Here is a 20,083-nt window from a genome sequence, read left to right as displayed (position 1 = left end):
CGGCCGCCTGCCCGTCCCCGGACGGGCGGCGTGGTCGCGGTGAATGTCTGCGGGCGGCACTAGAATGGTCCGGTGACTTCCAGCAATGACTCGTTCGTCCACCTGCACACCCATACCGAATACTCCATGCTGGATGGTGCGGCCCGCCTGGGGGAGCTGTTCGACGAAACCGAACGCCTGGGGATGCCCGCCCTGGCCACGACGGACCACGGCTATCTGTTCGGCGCGTTTGATTTCTGGCGCAAGGCCACAGACAAGGGCATCAAACCGATCATCGGCGTCGAAGCCTACGTGACTCCCGGGACCGCCCGCGGTGACAAGAGCCGGGTCCGCTGGGGCGAGGAAAGCCAGCGCAAGGACGACGTCTCCGGCGGCGGCTCCTACACCCACATGACCCTGCTGAGCTACAACAACGTGGGCATGCGGAACCTGTTCCGTGCCTCTTCGATCGCCTCATTGGACTCGGTCTTCGGCAAATGGCCCCGGCTGGACCGGGAGCTGCTGAACACCTACTCGGAAGGGCTCATCGCCACCACCGGCTGCCCCTCCGGTGAGGTCCAGACCCGGCTGCGGCTCGGCCAGTACCGCGAAGCGCTTGAGGCTGCCGCAGAGTTCCGCGACATCTTCGGCGCGGAGAACTACTTCTGCGAGCTCATGGACCACGGCCTGGACATCGAACGGCGGGTCACCGGCGATCTGCTGCGCCTGGCCAAGGACCTGAACCTGCCTTTGGTGGCCACCAACGACCTGCACTACACGCACGAGCACGACGCGAAGGCGCACGAGGCCCTGCTGGCCATCCAGTCGGGTTCCACCCTCCTGGAGCCGACCTACGACAACGGCGGCTCCCGCTTCGCGTTTTCCGGCAGCGGCTACTACCTGAAGTCACCGCAGGAAATGCGTGAACTCTTCCGCGACCACCCGGAGGCGTGCGACAACACGCTACTGATCGCCGAGCGCTGCGAAGTTTCGTTCAACACCGGCGCGAACTACATGCCCCGGTTCCCCTGCCCGGAGGGGGAGGACGAAACGTCCTGGCTGGTCAAGGAAGTCGACAAGGGACTTCATTACCGCTATCCCCAGGGCATCCCGGACAAGGTCCGCAAGCAGGCCGACTATGAGCTGGAAGTCATCACCTCGATGGGCTTCCCCGGCTACTTCCTGGTGGTGGCCGACTTCATCAACTGGGCCAAGAACAACGGCATCCGGGTGGGTCCCGGACGTGGCTCGGGTGCAGGTTCCATGGTGGCGTATGCCATGCGCATCACCGACCTTGATCCGCTGCACCACGGCCTGATCTTTGAGCGCTTCCTCAACCCGGACCGCGTCTCCATGCCTGACTTCGACGTCGACTTCGATGACCGGCGCCGCTCCGAAGTGATCGACTACGTCACGCGCAAATACGGCGACGAACGTGTGGCGATGATCGTCACGTACGGCACCATCAAGACCAAGCAGGCCCTCAAAGACTCTTCGCGCGTGCTGGGCTACCCGTTCAGCATGGGCGAGCAGCTGACCAAGGCGCTGCCGCCGGCCGTGATGGCCAAGGACATTCCGCTGGCCGACATCCAGAATAAGGAAGCCAAGCGCTACAGCGAAGCCGGTGACTTCCGCCAGCTGATCAGCACCGACCCCGAGGCCGCCAAGGTTTTCGAGACCGCACTGGGCATCGAGGGCCTGAAGCGGCAATGGGGCGTGCACGCCGCCGGTGTCATCATGTCTTCGGACCCCATCATCGACGTGATTCCGATCATGCGCCGCTTCCAGGACGGCCAGGTCATCACCCAGTTCGACTATCCGACGTCCGAAGGCCTTGGCCTGATAAAGATGGACTTCCTCGGGCTGCGGAACCTCACGATCATTTCCGACGCCCTGGAAAACATCAAAATGAACCGCGGCGTGGACCTGGATCTTGAGACCCTGGCCCTGGACGACGCGGCGTCCTACGAGCTGCTGGCCCGGGGCGACACGCTGGGCGTTTTCCAGCTCGACGGCGGACCCATGCGGTCGCTGCTCAAGCTCATGAAGCCTGACAACTTCGAAGACATCTCCGCTGTTCTGGCCCTGTACAGGCCCGGCCCGATGGGCGCCAACGCGCACACCGACTACGCGCTGCGCAAGAACAAGATCCAGGAAGTCATCCCGATCCACCCGGAGCTCGAGGAACCGCTCTCCGAAATCCTCGGCGGGACATACGGCCTGATCGTGTACCAGGAGCAGGTCATGGCCGTGGCGCAGAAGCTCGCCGGTTACACCCTCGGCCAGGCCGACATCCTGCGCCGCGCGATGGGCAAGAAGAAGAAATCCGAGCTGGACAAGCAGTTCGCCGGCTTCTCCCAGGGCATGCAGGACAACGGCTATTCGATGGCCGCGGTCAAGACCCTCTGGGACATTCTGCTCCCGTTCTCCGACTACGCCTTCAACAAGGCGCACTCGGCCGCCTACGGCGTGATCTCCTACTGGACCGCGTACCTGAAGGCGCACTATGCGCCGGAGTACATGGCCGCTTTGCTGACTTCGGTCGGCGATGACAAGGACAAGTCGGCGATCTACCTCAACGAGTGCCGGCGGATGGGCATCACGGTGCTGCCGCCCGACGTCAATGAGTCAGCCCTCAACTTCACCCCTGTTGGCAACGACATCCGCTTCGGCATGGGCGCCATCCGCAACGTCGGCGTGAACGCCGTCGAAGCCATGGTGGCGGCCCGCGAAAAAGAAGGCGCCTACACGTCCTTCAAGGACTACCTCATGAAGGTCCCCGCGGTGGTCTGCAACAAGCGCACCATCGAATCCCTGATCAAAGCAGGCGCGTTCGACTCCCTGAACCACCACCGGCGGGCCCTGGCCATGATCCACGAAGAGGCCATCGACTCCGTGATCACGCTCAAACGCAACGAGGCCATCGGGCAGTTCGACCTCTTCGCCGGCTTCGAAGAAGCCGAATCCGAAGCGTCACTGAGCATCGAGATTCCCGACCTTCCCGAGTGGGAGAAGAAGGACAAGCTTTCGTTCGAACGCGACATGCTCGGGCTTTACGTCTCCGACCACCCGCTGCAGGGGCTGGAAGGGCTCCTGAGCCAGCACGCCGACCAGTCCATCACCTCGATCATCGCCGAGGACGGCCCGCACGACGGCGCGATCGTCACCATTGCGGGCATGATCACCTCGCTCAGCCGACGGATCGCCAAGGCCAGCGGCAACGCGTACGCCCGGGCGGAGATCGAGGACCTCGGCGGTTCCATGGAAGTGATGTTCTTCGGCCAGGTGTACGGCCCCATCGCGTCGGTCCTCGCCGAGGACCTGATTGTGGTGGTCAAGGGCCGCCTCCAGCGCCGCGACGACGGCGCCATCGCCTTGAACTGCATGGAACTTTCCGTGCCGGACCTCAGCGAAGGCACCAACGGGCCGGTCGTGATCACGATGCCCACGCACAAGGCCACGGAGGCCGTGGTCACCGAACTCGGGGACGTGCTGCGCAACCACCGGGGAAACTCGGAGGTTCGGGTCCACCTGCAGGGCGACACCCGCGTCGAGGTCATGGGCCTGCCCGTGCACCTGCGGGTCAACCCCAACCCGTCCCTCTTCGGCGACCTCAAAGTGCTGCTCGGTCCTGCCTGCCTGGACGCCTGAGCCGTCCGGCCTGCAGGGTGTCCGGGGCGCCGTGCCGGCGCCCCGGGCCCTGGGGCCGCGGGCGTGCCAGGGCGCCTGCCTAGATTTCGTAATCGAGCGGAACCGGCTGCCCGTAGGCTCCGGAGTGGTAGAGCAGCGGTGAGCCGTCCTCGCCCACTTCCCCCTCCACGACTTCCACTACCACCACGGCGTTGTTTTCGAAGGACAGCCGCATCTGGATCTTTCCGATCAGCCACCCGGCCACATCCTTGAGTACGGGCACATCGTAGGGCCCGAGGGCCCAGTGGTCCCCGGCGAACCTCTCCTTGGTGCGCGCAAAGCGGTCAGCCAGCTCCTGGTTGTCCAGCCCCAGCATGTGGACGCCGATGTACGTGGTGTTGGCAACGGCCGGCCATGAGCTCGAGCTGCGGGCCATGTTGAAAGTGAAGCGCGGCGGCTTGGCGGACAGGGATGCCACCGAGGTTGCGGTGAACCCGTAGGGCACGCCGTCGTAGTTCACCGTGATAATGGCCACGCCCGCTGCGTGGCGGCGGAACATTTCCTTGAACGTGCCCTCGAAGGCGCCGTCATCTGAGGCCACTGTGATCGATCTCCCTGCTGAACCTGTCGGTGGTTGTGTCTCTACTACAAGACTATTGGGCTTCCCGGGTGTTGCATCATTCGGCCGCAGCGCAGTCCGGTTTCCGCAACGCGGACCAACATTTGTTAACGTTTCTTCATGACACAGCCTGCAACCGCGCCTCCGGTCCGCCACCACCACCAGCCGGATGGCGCCCCGGAAAGCGTCCGGCGGAGCTGGCCGTGGGTCGCGGGCATCATCGGAGCGGGCATCCCGGCCGGGCTGCTGTGGTGGCTCCTGGCGCCGGGCGGAATGAACCTACTCTCCGGCAACGCCGAGCTGGCATCCGGGACCAACAGCGAGGGCTGGCTCCCGCGGGACCTGGTCCTGGCCGGGCTGTTCGTCTTCGCCGGCAGCCTCGTGGCCGTGCTGCTGGCCGGTCGCAAGGACGGCGGAACGCGCCGGATGCTGGTGTTGTCGGTGGCCGCCGGCGGGGCGGCAGCCGTCCTCGCCTGGCAGATCGGAGTGCTGGCGGGCCTCTGGCTGGGGCAGCCCCAGGACACGTCGGCCAATGCCAGCGTCGCATTCTCGCTGAGGTCCCACACCGTCCTGCTGCTCTGGCCGGCGGCCGTCGCGGCCGGCTTTTTCGCCCTGCGCGTGATCAGCCTGCTGGGCAAGTCCAAGGACCCGGCCGCAGGGCAAGACGCAGGGCACGACTACTGACAGCGCCGCCGTCCGGCGCGCTGACCGGACCGCATCCCGTAACACCGCAGGGGCCGGTGCCGCGGCGCGTAAAATGAACGGGTGACCACTTCTCCGGACAGCTCCGTACGCCCGACATCCCCCGCCGTCGAATTCCGCACCGTTGACCTGCGCGGCCGGCGACTGAGCCTCGCGGAACTCCGCGAGGCCGTGCCGCGGGCACGGCACCAGACGATGGCCGACGCAGAGCAGAAAGTCACGGACATCATTTCCGCCGTCCGCCAGCGCGGCTTTGCCGCCCTCGCTGAATTTGCACAAGCGTTCGACGGCGTGGAGCAGGCGCATCCGCGCGTTCCGGCGGAGGCGCTCCAGTCAGCCCTGGACGGCCTGGACCCGGCCGTGCGCTCAGCGCTTGAGGAGTCCATCAGCCGCGCCCGGCGGTTCGCGGACGGCCAGAGGCCGGCCGACGTCGACGTCTCCCTCGGTGACGGCGCCGTGGTGAGCCAAAAGTGGGTTCCGGTGGCCCGCGTGGGCCTGTACGTGCCGGGCGGCCTAGCCGTCTACCCGTCGTCGGTCATCATGAACGTGGTTCCTGCCCTGGCTGCAGGCGTGGAGTCCATCGCACTCGCGTCGCCGCCGCAGAAGGACTTCGGCGGGCTCCCGCACCCCACCATCCTGGCCGCCGCCGCGCTGCTGGGCATCGGCGAGGTGTACGCGATCGGCGGGGCCCAGGCCATCGCCGCGTTCGCCTACGGAGTTCCCGGCGGGGACGGCGAGCCGGCGCTGGAGCCGGTGGACGTCGTGACCGGACCCGGGAACATCTTCGTGGCCACGGCCAAGAGGCTCGTCAAGGGCGTCGTGGGCATCGATTCCGAGGCGGGCACCACGGAAATTGCCATTCTGGCGGATTCGACAGCCCGGGCCGCCTTCGTGGCCGCGGACCTGATCAGCCAGGCCGAACACGATCCGAAGGCCGCGTCCGTCCTGATCACGGATTCCCTCCGGCTTGCCGCGGACGTGCGGGAGGAACTCGAGCTTCAGGCAGCCTCCACCAAGCACGGCCAGCGCGTGCGCGAAGCCCTGTCCGGGCCGCAGTCCGGCGTCGTCCTCGTGGACGACCTCGAGCAGGGGATTGCGGCCTGTGATGCCTACGCTGCAGAACACCTTGAGATCATGACGGCGGACGCCGCTGCGGTGGCATCGCGGATCCGCAATGCCGGCGCCATCTTCGTTGGGGACTACAGCCCCGTCAGCCTCGGCGATTACTGCGCCGGCTCCAACCACGTCCTGCCCACCAGCGGAACTGCGGCATTTTCGTCGGGGCTCAACGTGACCACGTTCCTGCGGGCCATCCAGGTCATCAACTACACGGAGTCCGCTTTGGAACAGGTCACCGGACACATCGTGAGCCTGTCCGGCGCGGAAGACCTCCCGGCACACGGAGACGCCGTGACAGCCCGCTTCAGGAACGGTCGCTAACCACTAGATGTAGTAATTACAGGCTTGTTATTCAGCTACATGTAGCCGTAAACTGGATCCGGAACAAACTCCGGCACCTCTGAAGCCGGGAGCGCCATTACGCACCGGGGAAGGAACAGCGTGTACTGTCCGTTTTGCCGTAACCCCGACTCCCGCGTGGTGGACAGCCGGATGGCCGATGACGGCTCCGCCATCCGCCGCCGCCGGCAATGCCCCGAGTGCGGGCGCCGGTTTACCACGGTCGAAACAACCAGTCTCTCGGTGATCAAGCGTTCCGGCGTGGGCGAGCCCTTTAGCCGCAGCAAGGTCATCAACGGCGTTCGCAAGGCCTGCCAGGGCCGGCCGGTCAGCGAGGACGACCTCGCCATGCTGGCGCAGGAAGTCGAAGAAAACATCCGGGCCTCCGGCGCGGCGGAGATCGACGCCCACGAGGTGGGCCTGATCATCCTCGGCCCGCTGCAGAAGCTGGATAAGGTGGCGTATCTCCGCTTCGCCAGCGTTTATCAGGCCTTCGAGTCGCTGGAAGACTTCGAGTCCGCCATTGCGCTGCTTCGCCACGAGGCCGAAGTGGAAGCCAAGGGCGCCGAAGCCAAGCGTTCCGAAGGCAAGAGCTCCGAAAAGAGCCCGCTCTAAGCTCCGGTGGCGGCAGCGGAGGGGAAGCCGCGGCCGCCACCGGCTCCAGTAGGACAAACGAAGGCGGCAGACATTGTGTCTGCCGCCTTCCGCGTAGCCGGTCGGGTGCTGTTGCAGCCTCCGCTACCGGCCCTGTCCGGAGCTACTTCGCCAGGTCGTGTTGCAGTGCAATTTCGATGGCGGCGCCCACGATCCCGGCCTCGTTCTTCAACACGGCGGGAACGATCGGCGTGCGCAGCTTCATGTGCGGCAGGTATTCGTCCGCACGCTTGGAGATGCCTCCCCCGACGATGAACAGCTCGGGGGAGAAGAGGAACTCCACGTGGGAGAAGTAGCGCTGGAGGAGCACGCTGTACTCTTCCCAGCTGAGGCCGTCCCGTTCCCGAGCCACGGCGGAGGCCTTGGTTTCGGCGTCGAAGCCGTCGATCTCGAGGTGGCCGAGTTCAGCGTTGGGTACCAGTTGGCCGTTGAAGATGAACGCCGAGCCAATGCCGGTGCCGAGCGTGATGACCAGGACCGTGCCGCCAATTCCCGCGCCTGCGCCGTAGCGGGCTTCCGCGAGGCCAGCGGCGTCGGCGTCGTTGATAACTTCCACCGGACGGCCCAGGCGGGCTGTCAGCAGCGCGTCGATGTCGGTGTCGATCCAGCTCTTGTCCACGTTGGCGGCGGAGTGGACCACGCCGTGCTGGATGATGCCGGGGAACGTCACACCAACCGGGCTGTCAGCGTCGGGGGCATCAGGGCGCGACGACAGTTCTTCGACCACCTGCGCCACTACTTCCGCGACCGCTGCCGGAGTTGCCGGCTGGGGCGTGGCCAGCCGGAAACGGTCGCCGATCAGCTTGCCCTTCTTCAGGTCGACGATGCCGCCCTTGATTCCGGTTCCGCCGATGTCGACGCCAATCAGCGGCGGGTTCTTGCGGGTCTTTTCGTCCTTCTTGGCCAATGGAATTCCGTTCGTGGCAGGGTAGGGGGCTTGGGAGGGCAAGGGTGGCTTGCCGGATTGCGGCCGGGGCGGCCCGCAGAGGTTAGGGAAGAGTCAGGATTTCGGCGCCCGATTCGGTGACCAGGAGCGTGTGTTCGAACTGCGCGGTGCGCTTGCGGTCCTTGGTGACCACCGTCCAGTCGTCCGCCCACATGTCCCATTCGATGGTGCCGAGGGTCAGCATGGGCTCAATGGTGAACACCATGCCCGCTTCGATCACGGTGTTGTAGGCCGGAGCGGCGTCGTAATGCGGAATGATGAGGCCGGTGTGGAACGCCTCTCCGACGCCGTGCCCGGTGAAATCGCGGACCACGCCGTAGCCGAAGCGCTTGGCATAGGACTCGATGGCGCGGCCGATCACGTTGATCTGCCTCCCGGGAGCGGCCGCCTTGATGGCCCGGTTGAGGGATTCCTTCGTCCGCTCCACGAGCAGGCGCGATTCCTCATCCACGTCTCCGACGAGGAAGGTGTAATTGGTGTCGCCGTGCACACCGCCGATGAACGCCGTGATGTCGATGTTGAGGATGTCACCGTCCTGAAGCACCGTGCTGTCCGGAATTCCGTGGCAGATGACTTCGTTGAGCGAGGAGCACAGGGACTTCGGGAAGCCGCGGTACCCGAGCGTGGAGGGATAGGCGTTGTGGTCCAGAAGGAACTCGTGGCCGATCCGGTCCAGTTCGTCAGTGGTGACGCCCGGCGCGATGTGCTTTCCCACTTCCACGATCGCCTGCGCCGCTATCCGGCTGGCGAGGCGGATCTTCTCAATGGTTTCGGCCGATTTCACCTCGGAGCCGGTGAATTTGGCCGGGCCGGGCTTGCCGACGTACTCGGGCCGCGGGATCGACGCGGGTACGGGCCGCTGCGGGCTGACAGATCCCGGGGTGAGCGTGCCGGTGGGTGCGGTCGAGGCTAAGGAAGGCATAGATTGATCATATAAGGCACCGCAGAATGCCATGTAAATTTATGCGGCATCCCGGCCCCGTTGCGGGTTACGTTACGTGGATCACGTCGGCGGGGCCGGCTGCCAACCGGAAGCGAGGAACGTCGATGCCCGAGTACTGGTACAACGTGAATACCCACGAGGTCGAAGAAGACGCGATGTCCGACTGGAGCCAGCTGATTGGCCCCTACAAGACCCGGCAGGAAGCGGAACACGCCCTCGAGAAGGTCAAGGCACGCAACGAAGCCTGGGAAAAGGGCGACGAGGACTGACCAGCGAGGACTGACCGCGGACGTGTCCTAGAAGGAGTGCTCCGGACCCGGGAACTGGCCCGAGCGGACGTCGTCGCCGTACGCCTTGGCGGCATCGCCCAGTAGTGTCCGCAGATCCGCGTACTGCTTGACGAACTTGGCCATCTTGCCGCCGCGCAGCCCCGCCATGTCCTGCCAGACCAGGACCTGGCCGGTGGTCATGTTGCCGGCCCCGATGCCGATCGTGGGCACCTGCACTGCCGCGTCGACGGCCGCTGCCGTCTCGGCGGGAACCATTTCCATGAGTACGCAGAATGCGCCGGCGTCGGCGAGGGCCACCGCATCCTCGATCAGCCGCGCCGCGTCATCGCCGCGGCCCTGCACGCGGTAGCCGCCGAGGGAGTGCTCGCTCTGCGGGGTGAAGCCGATGTGCGCCATGACGGGAATGCCCGCCTGCACCATGGCCCTGACCGTTTCGGCGTAGAACTTGCCGCCCTCGATCTTGACAGCGTGCGCCAGGCCCTCCTTGAGGAAACGGACGCCCGTGGCAACTCCCTGCTGCGGGGATACCTCGTAGCTGCCGAAAGGAAGGTCCGCCACCACAAGCGCCCGTTTGGCCGAACGCGAGACGGCGCGGCACAGCGGCAGCAGCTCATCGACGGTGACGGGGAGGCTGGTCTCGTTGCCGAACACATTGTTCGACGCCGAATCGCCCACCAGCAGGACCTCGATGCCGGCCTGGTCGAAGATCTCGGCCGAGTACTGCTCGTAGGCGGTCAGCATGGCGAATCGTTCACCGTTGGTTTTTGCCTGCTGCAGGTGGTGCGTGCGGATTCGGGACACGGCCTTCTTGGGAGTTTCCGACGGCGGCGCCGCAGCCCCCGCGGGGCCGTTGCCGTAAGGTGCCGGTACTTCCGCGGACATGCTTGAGTCGGAACTGCTGCTTGAGGCCATGGCAAGAGCGTAATGCGATACCCGCGGTCCTAGCCACCGGGCGGCAGGGGCGCGCGGGTGATTCGCATCACAACCCGGCCGTCCGCACGCGCCTCGCCGGGTCCTGCCGGCCACTGGTCCGGCCCGCCCGTCGTGTTAACGCTGTGTTACGCGGGGCAGCTGCGCCAGCATCATGCGGAAATGCTTAGTAAAGTGATTCGTGAGCTGCCACGGCTTCGTCATCAACGGACCCGGGGCATGGACGTTGACCCGGAGAAGAGGCCTTCATGGACCGCCAGCAAGAGTTTGTCCTGCGCACGATCGAAGAGCGTGACGTACGGTTCGTGCGTCTGTGGTTCACCGACGTCGTGGGTTCACTCAAGTCTGTGGCCCTGGCGCCGGCAGAAGTTGAGGGTGCCTTCGAGGAGGGCCTGGGCTTCGACGGCTCCGCCATCGAAGGACTGGCCCGTGTCTTCGAGTCGGACATGCTGGCCCAGCCGGATCCCTCCACGTTCCAGATCCTGCCGTGGCGCGGCGAGACGGAGCAGACGTCCCGGATGTTCTGCGACATCCTGACGCCCGACGGCGAGCCGTCAGCCGCCGACCCCCGCAACGTCCTCAAGCGCACCCTGGCGAAGGCCGCGGACATGGGCTTCACGTGCTACACGCACCCGGAAATCGAGTTCTACCTCCTCAAGTCCCAGGAGCCCGGTCCCGACGGTTCACCGATTCCGGTGGATGAGGGCGGCTACTTCGACCACGTCCCCGGCGGCGTGGCACAGGACTTCCGCCGCACCGCGGTGACCATGCTCGAGTCCGTGGGCATCTCCGTGGAGTTCAGCCATCACGAGGCCGGACCGGGACAGAACGAAATCGATCTTCGCTACGCGGACGCACTCCAGACGGCGGACAACATCATGACGTTCCGGACCGTCATCAAGGAAGTGGCGCTCCAGCAGGGCACCTACGCCACCTTCATGCCCAAGCCGTTCACGGCGCACCCGGGCTCCGGCATGCACACGCACTTCTCGCTCTTTGAGGGCGACACCAACGCGTTCTATGAGGCCGGTTCCGAGTTCCAGCTCTCGGAGACCGCCCGCCAGTTCATCGCCGGCATCCTCAAGCACGCACCGGAATTCACCGCCGTGACCAACCAGTTCGTGAACTCGTACAAGCGCCTTTGGGGCGGGGGAGAGGCACCCAGCTACCTGAGCTGGGGCCACAACAACCGCTCGGCCCTGGTCCGTGTCCCGCTGTACAAGCCGGGCAAGGGGCAGTCCGCACGCATCGAGTACCGCGGCATCGACTCGGCGGCCAACCCCTACCTCGCCTACGCGGTGCTCCTGGGTGCCGGACTGAAGGGAATCGAGGAAGGCTATCAGCTCCCCGCCGCGGCGGAGGATGACATCTGGTCGCTGAGCTCGGCGGAGCGTCGGGCCATGGGCCACGATCCCCTCCCTGCGAGCCTGCATGACGCCATCCGCGCCATGGAGGACTCTGAACTCATGCCGCAGATCCTCGGCGAGCAGGTCTTTGAACACTTCCTGCGCAACAAGCGGGCCGAGTGGCAGGACTACCGCCTCCAGGTGACGCCCTATGAGCTGCAGCGCAACCTCGCCATCCTTTAGGCGATCGCGGTGAGCCTCGCCCGCCGTCTCATATCGGCCGGCTTCAGCGACCTGGAAAAGGGCGAAAGGTTCCTGGCTGCCCGCGAGCTGGAGGGCATTGACCAGGACGTGCTCTTCGCGGGGCTCCAGTTGGCCGCGAACCCGGATGCCGCCCTGCAGTCCCTGGTCCGGCTCATCGAGAAGCACCCGGACCTGAGAAAGCTGGCGGCGGCGGACACTGATACGAGCGAGCCGCTCTACCGTGTCCTCGGTGCCAGCGAGGCGCTCGGTGAATTCCTCATCCGCCATCCGGAGCATCTGGACGCCTTCGATGTGACTGCCAGCCCGGAGCCGCTGCAGGCGGCGCCGGACCAGTTGCGGGCCCAGCTGCTCAGGGCGGTGCGCGCAGACCCGAAGGCCTCACGGCCGGTGGCGGGTATCTCTGGCCCCGAAGCCTACGAGGCGTTGCGGACGGCGTACCGCCGGGGCGTGGTGGACCTGGCCGTCAAGGACCTTTGCGCCGCCGATCCGCTGGACTTCATGCCGGCCGTCGGAGCCGAGCTCGCCGATCTGGCCGGGGCGGCCATCGAAGCCGCCCTCGCTGTCTCCCGGGCCGAGGCGGCCGGGCAGTTCGACGCTGCCGAGGTCGCCGACGTCGCCCTGGCCGTGATCGGCATGGGCAAGTGCGGTGCCCGCGAACTGAACTATATCTCCGACGTCGATGTCATCTACGTCGTGGAAACGGGGCAGCTGGACGACGCCCGCGCGAACACCATCGGCACGGCCTTGGCTTCGGGCATCTCGCGCGCCATTTCGTCGCCGGCGCGGGAACCGGGCCTGTGGGAAGTGGACGCCAACCTCCGGCCCGAGGGAAAGTCCGGGCCCCTGGTCCGGACGCTCGCTTCGCACCAGAGCTACTACGCGCGCTGGGCGGAGAGCTGGGAATTCCAGGCTTTGCTCAAGGCACGGACCATCGCGGGCGACGCCGATCTTGGCAAGCGGTATGAGGACGCGGTCGCGCCGCTGGTCTGGACCTCGGCGAGCCGGGAGGGGTTCGTCGAGTCCGTGCAGGCCATGCGCCGGCGCGTCACTGAACACATTCCCGCGGCGGAGGAACAGCGCCAGATCAAGCTCGGCAGGGGCGGGCTGCGGGACGTCGAATTCACGGTGCAGCTCCTCCAGCTGGTCCACGGGAAGTCCGACGAGACGCTGCGGCGCCGCGACACCACGTCGGCGATCGCCGCCCTGTCCACCGGCGGCTACATCGGCCGCGCAGACGCAGCCGAGTTCGATCACGCCTACCGCTACCTGCGCCTGCTCGAGCACCGCATCCAGCTGTTTCAGCTGCGCCGGACGCACCTCATGCCGGTCAAGGAGGACTCGCTCCGGGCCCTGGCCAAGGCGGTGCTGGGGCCGTTCTCCCTTGACCGGCCCCACCCGGACGCGCTCATGGCGACCTGGCAGAAAACGAAGCGGTCGGTCCGGGAGCTCCACGACCGGATCTTCTACCGCCCGCTCCTGAACACGGCCGCCAAGCTCAGCAGCGAGGACGCCCGCCTGACGCCTGAGGCCGCGCAGGGCAGGCTCGCGGCGCTGGGCTACCGCGATCCGCAGGGCGCCATGCGGCACATCGAGGCGCTCACCGCGGGCGTCAGCCGGCGCGCCGCCCTGCAAAGGCAGCTGCTGCCCATCCTTTTGGGCTGGCTCGCCGAAGGCGTGGATCCCGACGCCGGTCTGCTCGCCTTCCGCCGGGTCAGTGAAGCGCTGGGCACCACGCACTGGTATCTGGGCATGCTGCGGGATTCCGCGGCGGCGGCGGAGCGGCTGTGCCACATGCTGTCCAACTCACGGCTGATTGCCGACCTTCTTGAGGTGTCACCGGAATCCGTGGCGTGGCTGGGGACGGACAAGGAACTGACGCCGCTCAGCTTCGAGGCGCAGTGGCAGGAAATTGCGTCCAAGATGTCCCGGCACGCGGATCCGGAGAACGCCATGAGGCTTATCCGGCTGATCCGCCGACGGGAAATCCTGCGCATCGCCATAGCCGACAGCGCCGGGCTGCTCGCCCAGGACCAGGTGGGGGACGCCCTCGCCGAGACCGACAAGGCGGCCATCCTTGGGGCCTTGCGAGCAGCCGAGAACATCGTCGCTGCATCCGGCCCGCTGAAGACGTCCGTACTCGTGGTGGCCATGGGCCGGCAGGGCGGCCGCGAGATCGGCTACGGTTCCGACGCCGATGTCCTGTACGTCCACCGCGCCCTGCCGGGCGCCTCGGACGACGAAGCCCAGCAGCAGGCCGCGAAGATCGTGGGGCATCTGTCGAGCCTGCTGACCCAGCCGCTTAAACCGGCGATCATGGCCGAACGGGTGCTTGCAGTCGACGCCGACCTGCGTCCCGAGGGCAAGAGCGGCGCCATGGTGAGGTCGCTGGAGTCGTACGCCGAGTACTACCGGCGATGGTCACTGGTCTGGGAAGCGCAGGCACTCCTGCGTGCCCGGCCGATCGCCGGCGACGACCAGCTTGCCGCGGATTTCCTCAGGCTGATCGACCCGATCCGGTACCCGGAATCACTCTCCGAAGCTGACGTCCGTGAAATCCGGCGGATCAAGGCACGGGTGGAATCCGAACGGCTGCCGCGCGGCGCGGATCCCGCCCGGCACCTCAAGCTCGGCCGCGGCGGGCTCAGCGACGTCGAATGGCTGGTTCAGCTCCTGCAGATCCGGCATGCCGGAAAACACCCCGAGCTGCGCACGACGTCAACGCTCGAAGCGCTCCACGCCGCAGCATCACTGGGGCTGCTCGACGCCGGCGACGCCGGGCTGCTCGCGGACGCGTGGCGTCTGGCCAGCCGGATCCGCTCCGCGAATGTGATCTGGACGGGCCGTGCATCGGACCTGTTGCCCTCCTCCCGGCGCGACCTGGAGGCGGTTGCCCGGTGGTGCGGATACGAGGAGGGGATGGCCACGGCTTTCGAGGAAGACTACCTGCGGGTCAGCCGGCGCGCACGGGGCGTCTTTGAGAAGGTTTTTTACGGCCCGTAGGTGCCCGGCGCAGGAAGGAATTCCGGCGGCCGGGGAGGGCTGACACCTTGTAGGCCAAGTGCTAGGTTGGGGCGCATGGCTACCCAAATCTTCATGAATCTGCCCGTTAGGGACCTCGACAGGTCCGTCGAATTCTTCACGTCCCTGGGGTTCTCGTTCAACCCGGATTTCACCGATGAGAATGCCACCTGCATGATCATCAACGACGACGCCTACGTCATGCTCCTCGTCGAGGGTTTCTTCAAGACATTCACGTCCAAGAGCATTGTGGACGCCAACAGCAGCACCGAAGCGATCATGGCCTTCTCCGTGGACAGCCGTGAGGGCGTCGACGACATGTACCGGAAGGCGATCGCCGCAGGGGGTACGGAGTCCCAGCCCGTCCAGGACTACGGCTTCATGTACAGCCACAGCTTCCAGGACCCGGATGGCCACCTGTGGGAAGTGATGTGGATGGATCCGGCCGGACCTCCGGCGGACGCCCCGGCGCCGCCAGCCGGATAGAGACGGCCGCCAGCCGGATAGAGGCGGTGCCGCCAGCGGGATCGAGGCAGCGCCGCGCGGGTAGGCTGAGGTCATGCTTTCCACGGTATGGCTGATCTCCCTCCGGGACCTAGATGCTGATGCCCGGTCCATCCATCTCGGCGAAGTGGCCGGGATGGAAGTGGGGCCCGGCCAGGAGGATTTCGTGGGCGATCCTCTGCGCATGATGCTGGTGGGGCTTGAGGAAGAATCCCGCAGGCCCTACGTCATTGAAGCGGGCGGGGAAGCAGTGGGGGTGCTGACGCTCCAGTCGGGAGCCGCCCGGCTTGCCGGATGGCCGGACGACGATTCCGTGTGGCTGCTCCGGGGATTCCTGATTGACCGGCGCCGGCAGGGCGCAGGCTTGGGGACAGCGGCGGCTGCCGCGGCGGTGGCGGCCGCCGCAAGACTGACGGCGAGAACGGGAAGCGGCCAGGCCGGCGTCGTACTTTCCGTCAACGAACGCAACAGTGCAGGGCAAGCCGCCTACCTCAAAGCAGGATTTGAGGATGCCGGCACATATCTGGGCGGCGACGCCGGGCCGCAGAGGATCATGTACGCCGCCTTCTGAGCCCGCGCGTCCGTCAACACCGGTTGAAGGCGGGCCTCCGAAACCATTGCACGGTGCCCGCTGCGTGCCTAGTCTGTGTCTTGGCAGTGTTCTTCAAACCTTGTTGGGGGGAAGGCTTGAAAGAGTCTTCATCTCGGGGACACTCGCCGGAAAAGGCTGGCTCCACGGTCTCAGCACGCCTGGAGCCAGCTTTCGGCGTTAAAAAGAGAAGTCCGCCCGGGCTGCCGTTGCGGATGCTGGCAGCCCGGGCGGACTTTCTGTGGCTAAACCGGGTTTAGCGTCGGGGTCTGACTAGACGCCGTAGTAGAGCTCGAACTCGTACGGGTTCGGGCGCAGGGACAGCGGGCGGATCTCGTTCTCGTACTTGTACTCGATCCAGGTGTCGATCAGGTCCTGGGTGAACACGCCGCCGGCCTGGAGGAACTCGTTGTCCTCGGCCAGTGCTTCCAGGGCTTCCTCAAGCGTGCCGGGAGCCTTGGGGATGTCCTTGGCTTCCTCGGCGGGGAGCTCGTAGAGGTCCTTGTCGATCGGAGCCGGGGGCTCGATGCGGTTGCGGATGCCGTCAATGCCGGCCATCAGCTGGGCAGCGAACGCCAGGTACGGGTTTGAGGAGGGGTCCGGAGCGCGGAACTCGATGCGCTTGGCCTTCGGGTTGGAACCGGTGATGGGGATGCGGATACCGGCGGAGCGGTTGCCCTGCGAGTAAACCATGTTGACCGGGGCTTCGAAGCCCTTGACCAGGCGGCGGTAGGAGTTGACCGTCGGGTTGGTGAACGCCAGCACGGCCGAGGAGTGCTTCAGCAGGCCGCCGATGTACCAGCGGGCCGTGTCGGACAGGCCCGCGTAGCCCTTTTCGTCGTAGAACAGCGGATCGCCGCCGTTCCACAGCGACTGGTGGCAGTGCATGCCCGAGCCGTTGTCGCCGAAGACCGGCTTCGGCATGAACGTGACCGACTTGCCCCAGGCGTCGGCCGTGTTCTTGACGACGTACTTGAACTTCTGCAGGTCATCGGCAGCGTGGGTCAGGGTGGTGAACTTGTAGTTGATCTCAGCCTGGCCGGCGGAACCGACTTCGTGGTGGCTGCGTTCGACCTCAAGGCCGGCCTCATCCAGGGCAACACACATGGCGTCTCGCAGGTCGGCCTGCTTGTCGGTGGGAGAAACCGGGAAGTAGCCGCCCTTGATGGGCGTCTTGTAACCGAGGTTTCCGCCTTCTTCCTCGCGGCCGGTGTTCCAGGCGGCTTCTTCGGAGTCAATCTTGTAGAAGCTGCCCTGCGGGGAGGACTGGTACTGGACGTTGTCGAACACGAAGAACTCGGCCTCGGGTGCGAAGAATGCGGTGTCGGCGATGCCGGTGGATGCGAGGTAGGCCTCAGCCTTCTCGGCCACGCCGCGGGGGTCGCGGTGGTAAGGGTCACCGGTGCGGGGGTTCACGATGGAGAAGTTCAGCGCGAGCGTCTTCTCCATACGGAACGTGTCCAGGAACGCCGTGGTGACATCCGGAATGAGCTGCATGTCGGATTCTGCGATGCCCTGGAAGCCGCGGATGGACGATCCGTCGAAGAGCTGGCCGTTGACGAAGAAATCTGCGTCCACGCTCTTGGCGGGCACGTTGAAGTGCTGCTGAACGCCAGGAAGATCGGTGAAGCGGATATCGACGAACTTAATATCTTCGTCTTTGATGAACTTGAGGACTTCGTCCGCAGTCTTGAACATCTATGCTCCTTACGCATATGTAATAACTGGCTGGAAAGCCATGTGGCCCAGCGCAATCAGAAGGGGCGAAAACACAAAAGTGCCCCCGCTCCCAGCTCGCTAGCAACTGTTACCACCCTAGGGACACGGGATTTCCCGGCCGTGTCCGCTTTGTTTCCGGCAGGTTACAGAACCGCCTGATATGTAAACGCTATACGGAGTCCACACTGTGGTCCATCCGCATCCACAGTGTGAGCGTCCGTGGCGGACGGGCGGCTCGCTAAACTGGGACGATGGTAGATCGCAGAGACATCGGCTCCTGGCTCAGTGGGCCGGACACTTCCGGCATTTCGAAGTACCCGGGGGAGCGCCTTGGCCTGCCCGAATCGGGCCCCGGGTCCATCGCCCGGGCGGGACGCAGAATCCTGGCGATCACCATCGACTGGACCATAGCGCTGCTGATCAGCAACTTTTTCTTCGCCGGCAACTCCTGGGCCACGCTCGGGGTCTTCGCCGCCGAGCAGATCCTGCTGATCGGCACGCTGGGCTACAGCATCGGACACAGGGTATTGGGCATCCACGTGGTGCGGCTGGGCGGCACGCCGGCCGGGCCCGTCGCGGCGCTCGTCCGCACGCTGCTGCTCTGCCTGGTGGTTCCGGCGGTAATTTTCGATCCCGACCAGCGCGGGCTGCATGACAAAGCCATGAACACCATGCTGGTACGGATGTGACAAAGCTCTGATGCAAGGCCCTGGCCCTTGCATGCCTGCCCTGTTGGTCCCGGCCCTGGTCCGGGCCTCGGCTCCTGCTCGGCCCGCCGACTAACGGGCCGCTGTCTCCTCCACGGCCCGTTCCTGAGCCGGAGTCTCTCCGCGCTTTCGGGCCGCGGTCACATCAGAGGCAGGCGCATCGGCTGCAGAGAGGTGGCCCCGGCGGTCCGCCCAGCGTTCAAACAGCACGGTCACAAAGGGGACGACGGCCGATAGTCCGGCGAACAGCGCCACGGCGAACGGCCAGCGCTGCAGCCGCCACAGGACCAAGGCGGCCATGCCGTAGCCGATGAACAGTGCGCCGTGCACGGGCCCGGCAATTTCCACGCCGAGTTCGGTGGTCCGGGCGACCCACTTGAAGTACATTCCGGTCAGCAGGGCACCCCAGCTGAAGGCTTCGGCCACGGCCAGAAGCCGGAAGACGCGGATGATGGCAGGCGGTGACGGGTATTTCACAGAGGCTCCGGCTTCAGTTGGTGTCGCTGGGCGGGCTTGGCAATCCTGACAAAAGCGCCCCGGGGCCGGCGCTGGTGCGGCGGCCGCCGGGGCGGTTCAGGTGTGGGTTAGCGTCCGCGCTGTGGGCGGGCCTTGTAGGGATCGATGCCCTTGGGGATCGGAAGCCGGCCGCCCAAAGACGAGATGCGCTTCGAAACGGCGCTGACCTCGGTCTTGGTGAGCTCGTTGTTCAGCTTGTTCATCTTTTTCGCGACCTGACTAATCGGGACCTGGCCCTCTCCGCGGCCGCTCTCAATGATGTGGATCGTGACGTTGGGCAGGATCCGGACGAGCTTCTTCCGTTCGGCTTCCACCAGGGGCCTCACGCGGTGCGTCGGTCCCTCGGAGACGAGGACGACGCCGGGACGGCCGATGGCGCGGAAGACCGCGTCCTGCGTGCGCGGGTTGACGGCAACCGGCTGTTCCTCAGTGATCCAGCCCCGCTTCAGCGTGCTCAGGGCGGCGCCCGATGCTCCCGGCTGGTTCTCGATCTGGGCGAACGCAGCACGCTCAGCCCGCCGTGACAGGATCAGGGTGGCGGCCAGGAAGCCGAGCGGGATGCCGATGATCAGGGCGGTGATCCAGTTTTCCAGCACCAGGCCAATGATGAGGCTTACGGCGACGACGCCCAGGAACGCCAGCAGCATTAGCCACGGAACCATCGGATCGTGGCGGCGGGTCATGTTGAAGACTTCGCCGATCTGCTTGAGCCGGCTGGGCTTTTTGACCTTTGCCTCTTTGGGCTTGCGCGAGAAGAGGCCGCGCTTGGGAGCGTCAGCTGCCGGTGAGTTGCTGGAATCAGGGGATTTCGCCATAGTGCCTTAATTCTACGTGATTTACGACAAAGGGCCGGACGCCGGAGGGATCCGGCCCCGGCCCCCGGCCAAGGAAAAGATATGTTTCTTTAGGAGTGCGCTGCGAGCAGTGAGCTGGCTTCCTGGCGGGTGCTGCCGGAGCTTTCGATGTGCGCGAGTTCGGCCGGGATTTCCCAGCCCTTCTTGCGCATGGCGGTGGCCCAGAGGCGGCCGGCACGGTAGGAGGACCGCACGAGCGGTCCGGACATGACGCCGAGGAATCCGATCTCGTCCGCTTCCTGCTGGAGGTCGACGAATTCCTGCGGCTTGACCCAGCGGTCCACCGGGAGGTGGCGCTCGGACGGGCGCAGGTACTGGGTGATGGTGATCAGGTCGCAGCCGGCCTCGTGCAGGTCCCGCAGCGCCGCGGAGATCTCCTCGCGGGTCTCGCCCATGCCCAGGATCAGGTTGGACT

The 20,083-nt window shown here is 65.8% G+C and carries 17 protein-coding genes and 1 pseudogene; 10 read left to right on the top strand and 8 right to left on the bottom strand.

Going from position 1 to position 20,083, the window contains the following annotated elements; all coding sequences use genetic code 11:
* The first annotated feature begins 72 nt into the window (after nucleotides 1-72).
* On the top strand, nucleotides 73-3,630 hold the full coding sequence (gene dnaE / locus ASG92_RS12600; protein WP_056628733.1) for a DNA polymerase III subunit alpha: 3,558 nt from the start codon (nucleotides 73-75) through the stop codon (nucleotides 3,628-3,630).
* 79 nt (nucleotides 3,631-3,709) lie between these two features.
* On the opposite strand, the gene ASG92_RS12595 is transcribed toward dnaE, so the two are convergent.
* The gene (locus ASG92_RS12595; protein ID WP_200951958.1) at nucleotides 3,710-4,168 is read right to left on the bottom strand and encodes a flavin reductase family protein; all 459 of its coding nucleotides are present in this window, start codon (nucleotides 4,166-4,168) and stop codon (nucleotides 3,710-3,712) included.
* A 180-nt stretch (nucleotides 4,169-4,348) separates the two neighbouring features.
* Here ASG92_RS12595 and ASG92_RS12590 point away from each other — a divergent pair, with 180 nt between their 5' ends.
* The 3 genes from ASG92_RS12590 (at nucleotide 4,349) to nrdR (ending at nucleotide 7,003) form a co-directional block, all read left to right on the top strand.
* Nucleotides 4,349-4,912 carry a hypothetical protein gene (locus ASG92_RS12590; RefSeq protein WP_056628727.1) on the top strand — a complete coding sequence of 188 codons (564 nt, stop codon included), beginning with the start codon at nucleotides 4,349-4,351 and terminating at the stop codon, nucleotides 4,910-4,912.
* 81 nt (nucleotides 4,913-4,993) lie between these two features.
* Nucleotides 4,994-6,370 (top strand): histidinol dehydrogenase, encoded by a 1,377-nt coding sequence (hisD, locus tag ASG92_RS12585; protein WP_056628724.1) that lies wholly within the window; start codon nucleotides 4,994-4,996, stop codon nucleotides 6,368-6,370.
* A 120-nt stretch (nucleotides 6,371-6,490) separates the two neighbouring features.
* The gene (nrdR, locus tag ASG92_RS12580; protein ID WP_082579484.1) at nucleotides 6,491-7,003 is read left to right on the top strand and encodes a transcriptional regulator NrdR; all 513 of its coding nucleotides are present in this window, start codon (nucleotides 6,491-6,493) and stop codon (nucleotides 7,001-7,003) included.
* 142 nt (nucleotides 7,004-7,145) lie between these two features.
* Here nrdR and ppgK read toward each other — a convergent pair whose 3' ends face one another.
* Together ppgK and map are read right to left on the bottom strand one after the other, a co-directional pair.
* Nucleotides 7,146-7,949 carry a polyphosphate--glucose phosphotransferase gene (gene ppgK / locus ASG92_RS12575; RefSeq protein ID WP_056628717.1) on the bottom strand — a complete coding sequence of 268 codons (804 nt, stop codon included), beginning with the start codon at nucleotides 7,947-7,949 and terminating at the stop codon, nucleotides 7,146-7,148.
* A gap of 82 nt (nucleotides 7,950-8,031) precedes the next feature.
* On the bottom strand, nucleotides 8,032-8,910 hold the full coding sequence (gene map, locus ASG92_RS12570; RefSeq protein ID WP_056628716.1) for a type I methionyl aminopeptidase: 879 nt from the start codon (nucleotides 8,908-8,910) through the stop codon (nucleotides 8,032-8,034).
* Between the two features lie 125 nt (nucleotides 8,911-9,035).
* Between map and ASG92_RS28315 the strand changes: the two genes are divergently transcribed.
* Nucleotides 9,036-9,200, top strand: a complete 165-nt coding sequence (locus ASG92_RS28315) for an SPOR domain-containing protein (protein WP_157372206.1) — start codon at nucleotides 9,036-9,038, stop codon at nucleotides 9,198-9,200.
* 27 nt (nucleotides 9,201-9,227) lie between these two features.
* Here ASG92_RS28315 and panB read toward each other — a convergent pair whose 3' ends face one another.
* Nucleotides 9,228-10,133, bottom strand: a complete 906-nt coding sequence (gene panB / locus ASG92_RS12565) for a 3-methyl-2-oxobutanoate hydroxymethyltransferase (protein WP_056628714.1) — start codon at nucleotides 10,131-10,133, stop codon at nucleotides 9,228-9,230.
* 266 nt (nucleotides 10,134-10,399) lie between these two features.
* Here panB and glnA (ASG92_RS12560) point away from each other — a divergent pair, with 266 nt between their 5' ends.
* The 4 genes from glnA (ASG92_RS12560) to ASG92_RS12545 all read left to right on the top strand — a co-directional run bounded on the left by glnA (ASG92_RS12560) (nucleotide 10,400) and on the right by ASG92_RS12545 (nucleotide 15,854).
* The gene (glnA, locus tag ASG92_RS12560; protein ID WP_056628710.1) at nucleotides 10,400-11,740 is read left to right on the top strand and encodes a type I glutamate--ammonia ligase; all 1,341 of its coding nucleotides are present in this window, start codon (nucleotides 10,400-10,402) and stop codon (nucleotides 11,738-11,740) included.
* 9 nt (nucleotides 11,741-11,749) lie between these two features.
* The gene (locus tag ASG92_RS12555) at nucleotides 11,750-14,761 is read left to right on the top strand and encodes a bifunctional [glutamine synthetase] adenylyltransferase/[glutamine synthetase]-adenylyl-L-tyrosine phosphorylase (RefSeq protein WP_056628707.1); all 3,012 of its coding nucleotides are present in this window, start codon (nucleotides 11,750-11,752) and stop codon (nucleotides 14,759-14,761) included.
* A gap of 75 nt (nucleotides 14,762-14,836) precedes the next feature.
* Nucleotides 14,837-15,265: a VOC family protein gene (locus ASG92_RS12550; protein ID WP_056628704.1), complete on the top strand. Its 429-nt coding sequence runs from the start codon at nucleotides 14,837-14,839 to the stop codon at nucleotides 15,263-15,265.
* A 73-nt stretch (nucleotides 15,266-15,338) separates the two neighbouring features.
* Nucleotides 15,339-15,854: a GNAT family N-acetyltransferase gene (locus tag ASG92_RS12545; protein ID WP_056628701.1), complete on the top strand. Its 516-nt coding sequence runs from the start codon at nucleotides 15,339-15,341 to the stop codon at nucleotides 15,852-15,854.
* A 291-nt stretch (nucleotides 15,855-16,145) separates the two neighbouring features.
* On the opposite strand, the gene glnA (ASG92_RS12540) is transcribed toward ASG92_RS12545, so the two are convergent.
* On the bottom strand, nucleotides 16,146-17,570 hold the full coding sequence (gene glnA, locus ASG92_RS12540; protein ID WP_056628699.1) for a type I glutamate--ammonia ligase: 1,425 nt from the start codon (nucleotides 17,568-17,570) through the stop codon (nucleotides 16,146-16,148).
* Nucleotides 17,571-17,842: 272 nt separating this feature from the next.
* Here glnA (ASG92_RS12540) and ASG92_RS12535 point away from each other — a divergent pair, with 272 nt between their 5' ends.
* Nucleotides 17,843-18,280 carry an RDD family protein gene (locus ASG92_RS12535; RefSeq protein ID WP_056628696.1) on the top strand — a complete coding sequence of 146 codons (438 nt, stop codon included), beginning with the start codon at nucleotides 17,843-17,845 and terminating at the stop codon, nucleotides 18,278-18,280.
* Nucleotides 18,281-18,370: 90 nt separating this feature from the next.
* On the opposite strand, the gene ASG92_RS12530 is transcribed toward ASG92_RS12535, so the two are convergent.
* From ASG92_RS12530 to ASG92_RS29810, 3 genes and pseudogenes are all read right to left on the bottom strand, one after another.
* A complete protein-coding gene (locus tag ASG92_RS12530) occupies nucleotides 18,371-18,775 on the bottom strand; it encodes a DUF3817 domain-containing protein (RefSeq protein WP_056628694.1) in 405 nt (134 codons plus the stop codon).
* Between the two features lie 107 nt (nucleotides 18,776-18,882).
* Nucleotides 18,883-19,629 carry a DUF4191 domain-containing protein gene (locus ASG92_RS12525; protein ID WP_056628691.1) on the bottom strand — a complete coding sequence of 249 codons (747 nt, stop codon included), beginning with the start codon at nucleotides 19,627-19,629 and terminating at the stop codon, nucleotides 18,883-18,885.
* An 89-nt stretch (nucleotides 19,630-19,718) separates the two neighbouring features.
* Nucleotides 19,719-20,083, bottom strand: a pseudogene (locus tag ASG92_RS29810) (lipoyl synthase); the annotation flags it as partial.

The sequence above is a fragment of the Arthrobacter sp. Soil736 genome (assembly GCF_001428005.1).
GTDB lineage: Bacteria > Actinomycetota > Actinomycetes > Actinomycetales > Micrococcaceae > Arthrobacter.
Note: the sequence above shows the minus strand (reverse complement) of the source record. Positions and strands in the feature narration are given on the sequence as shown.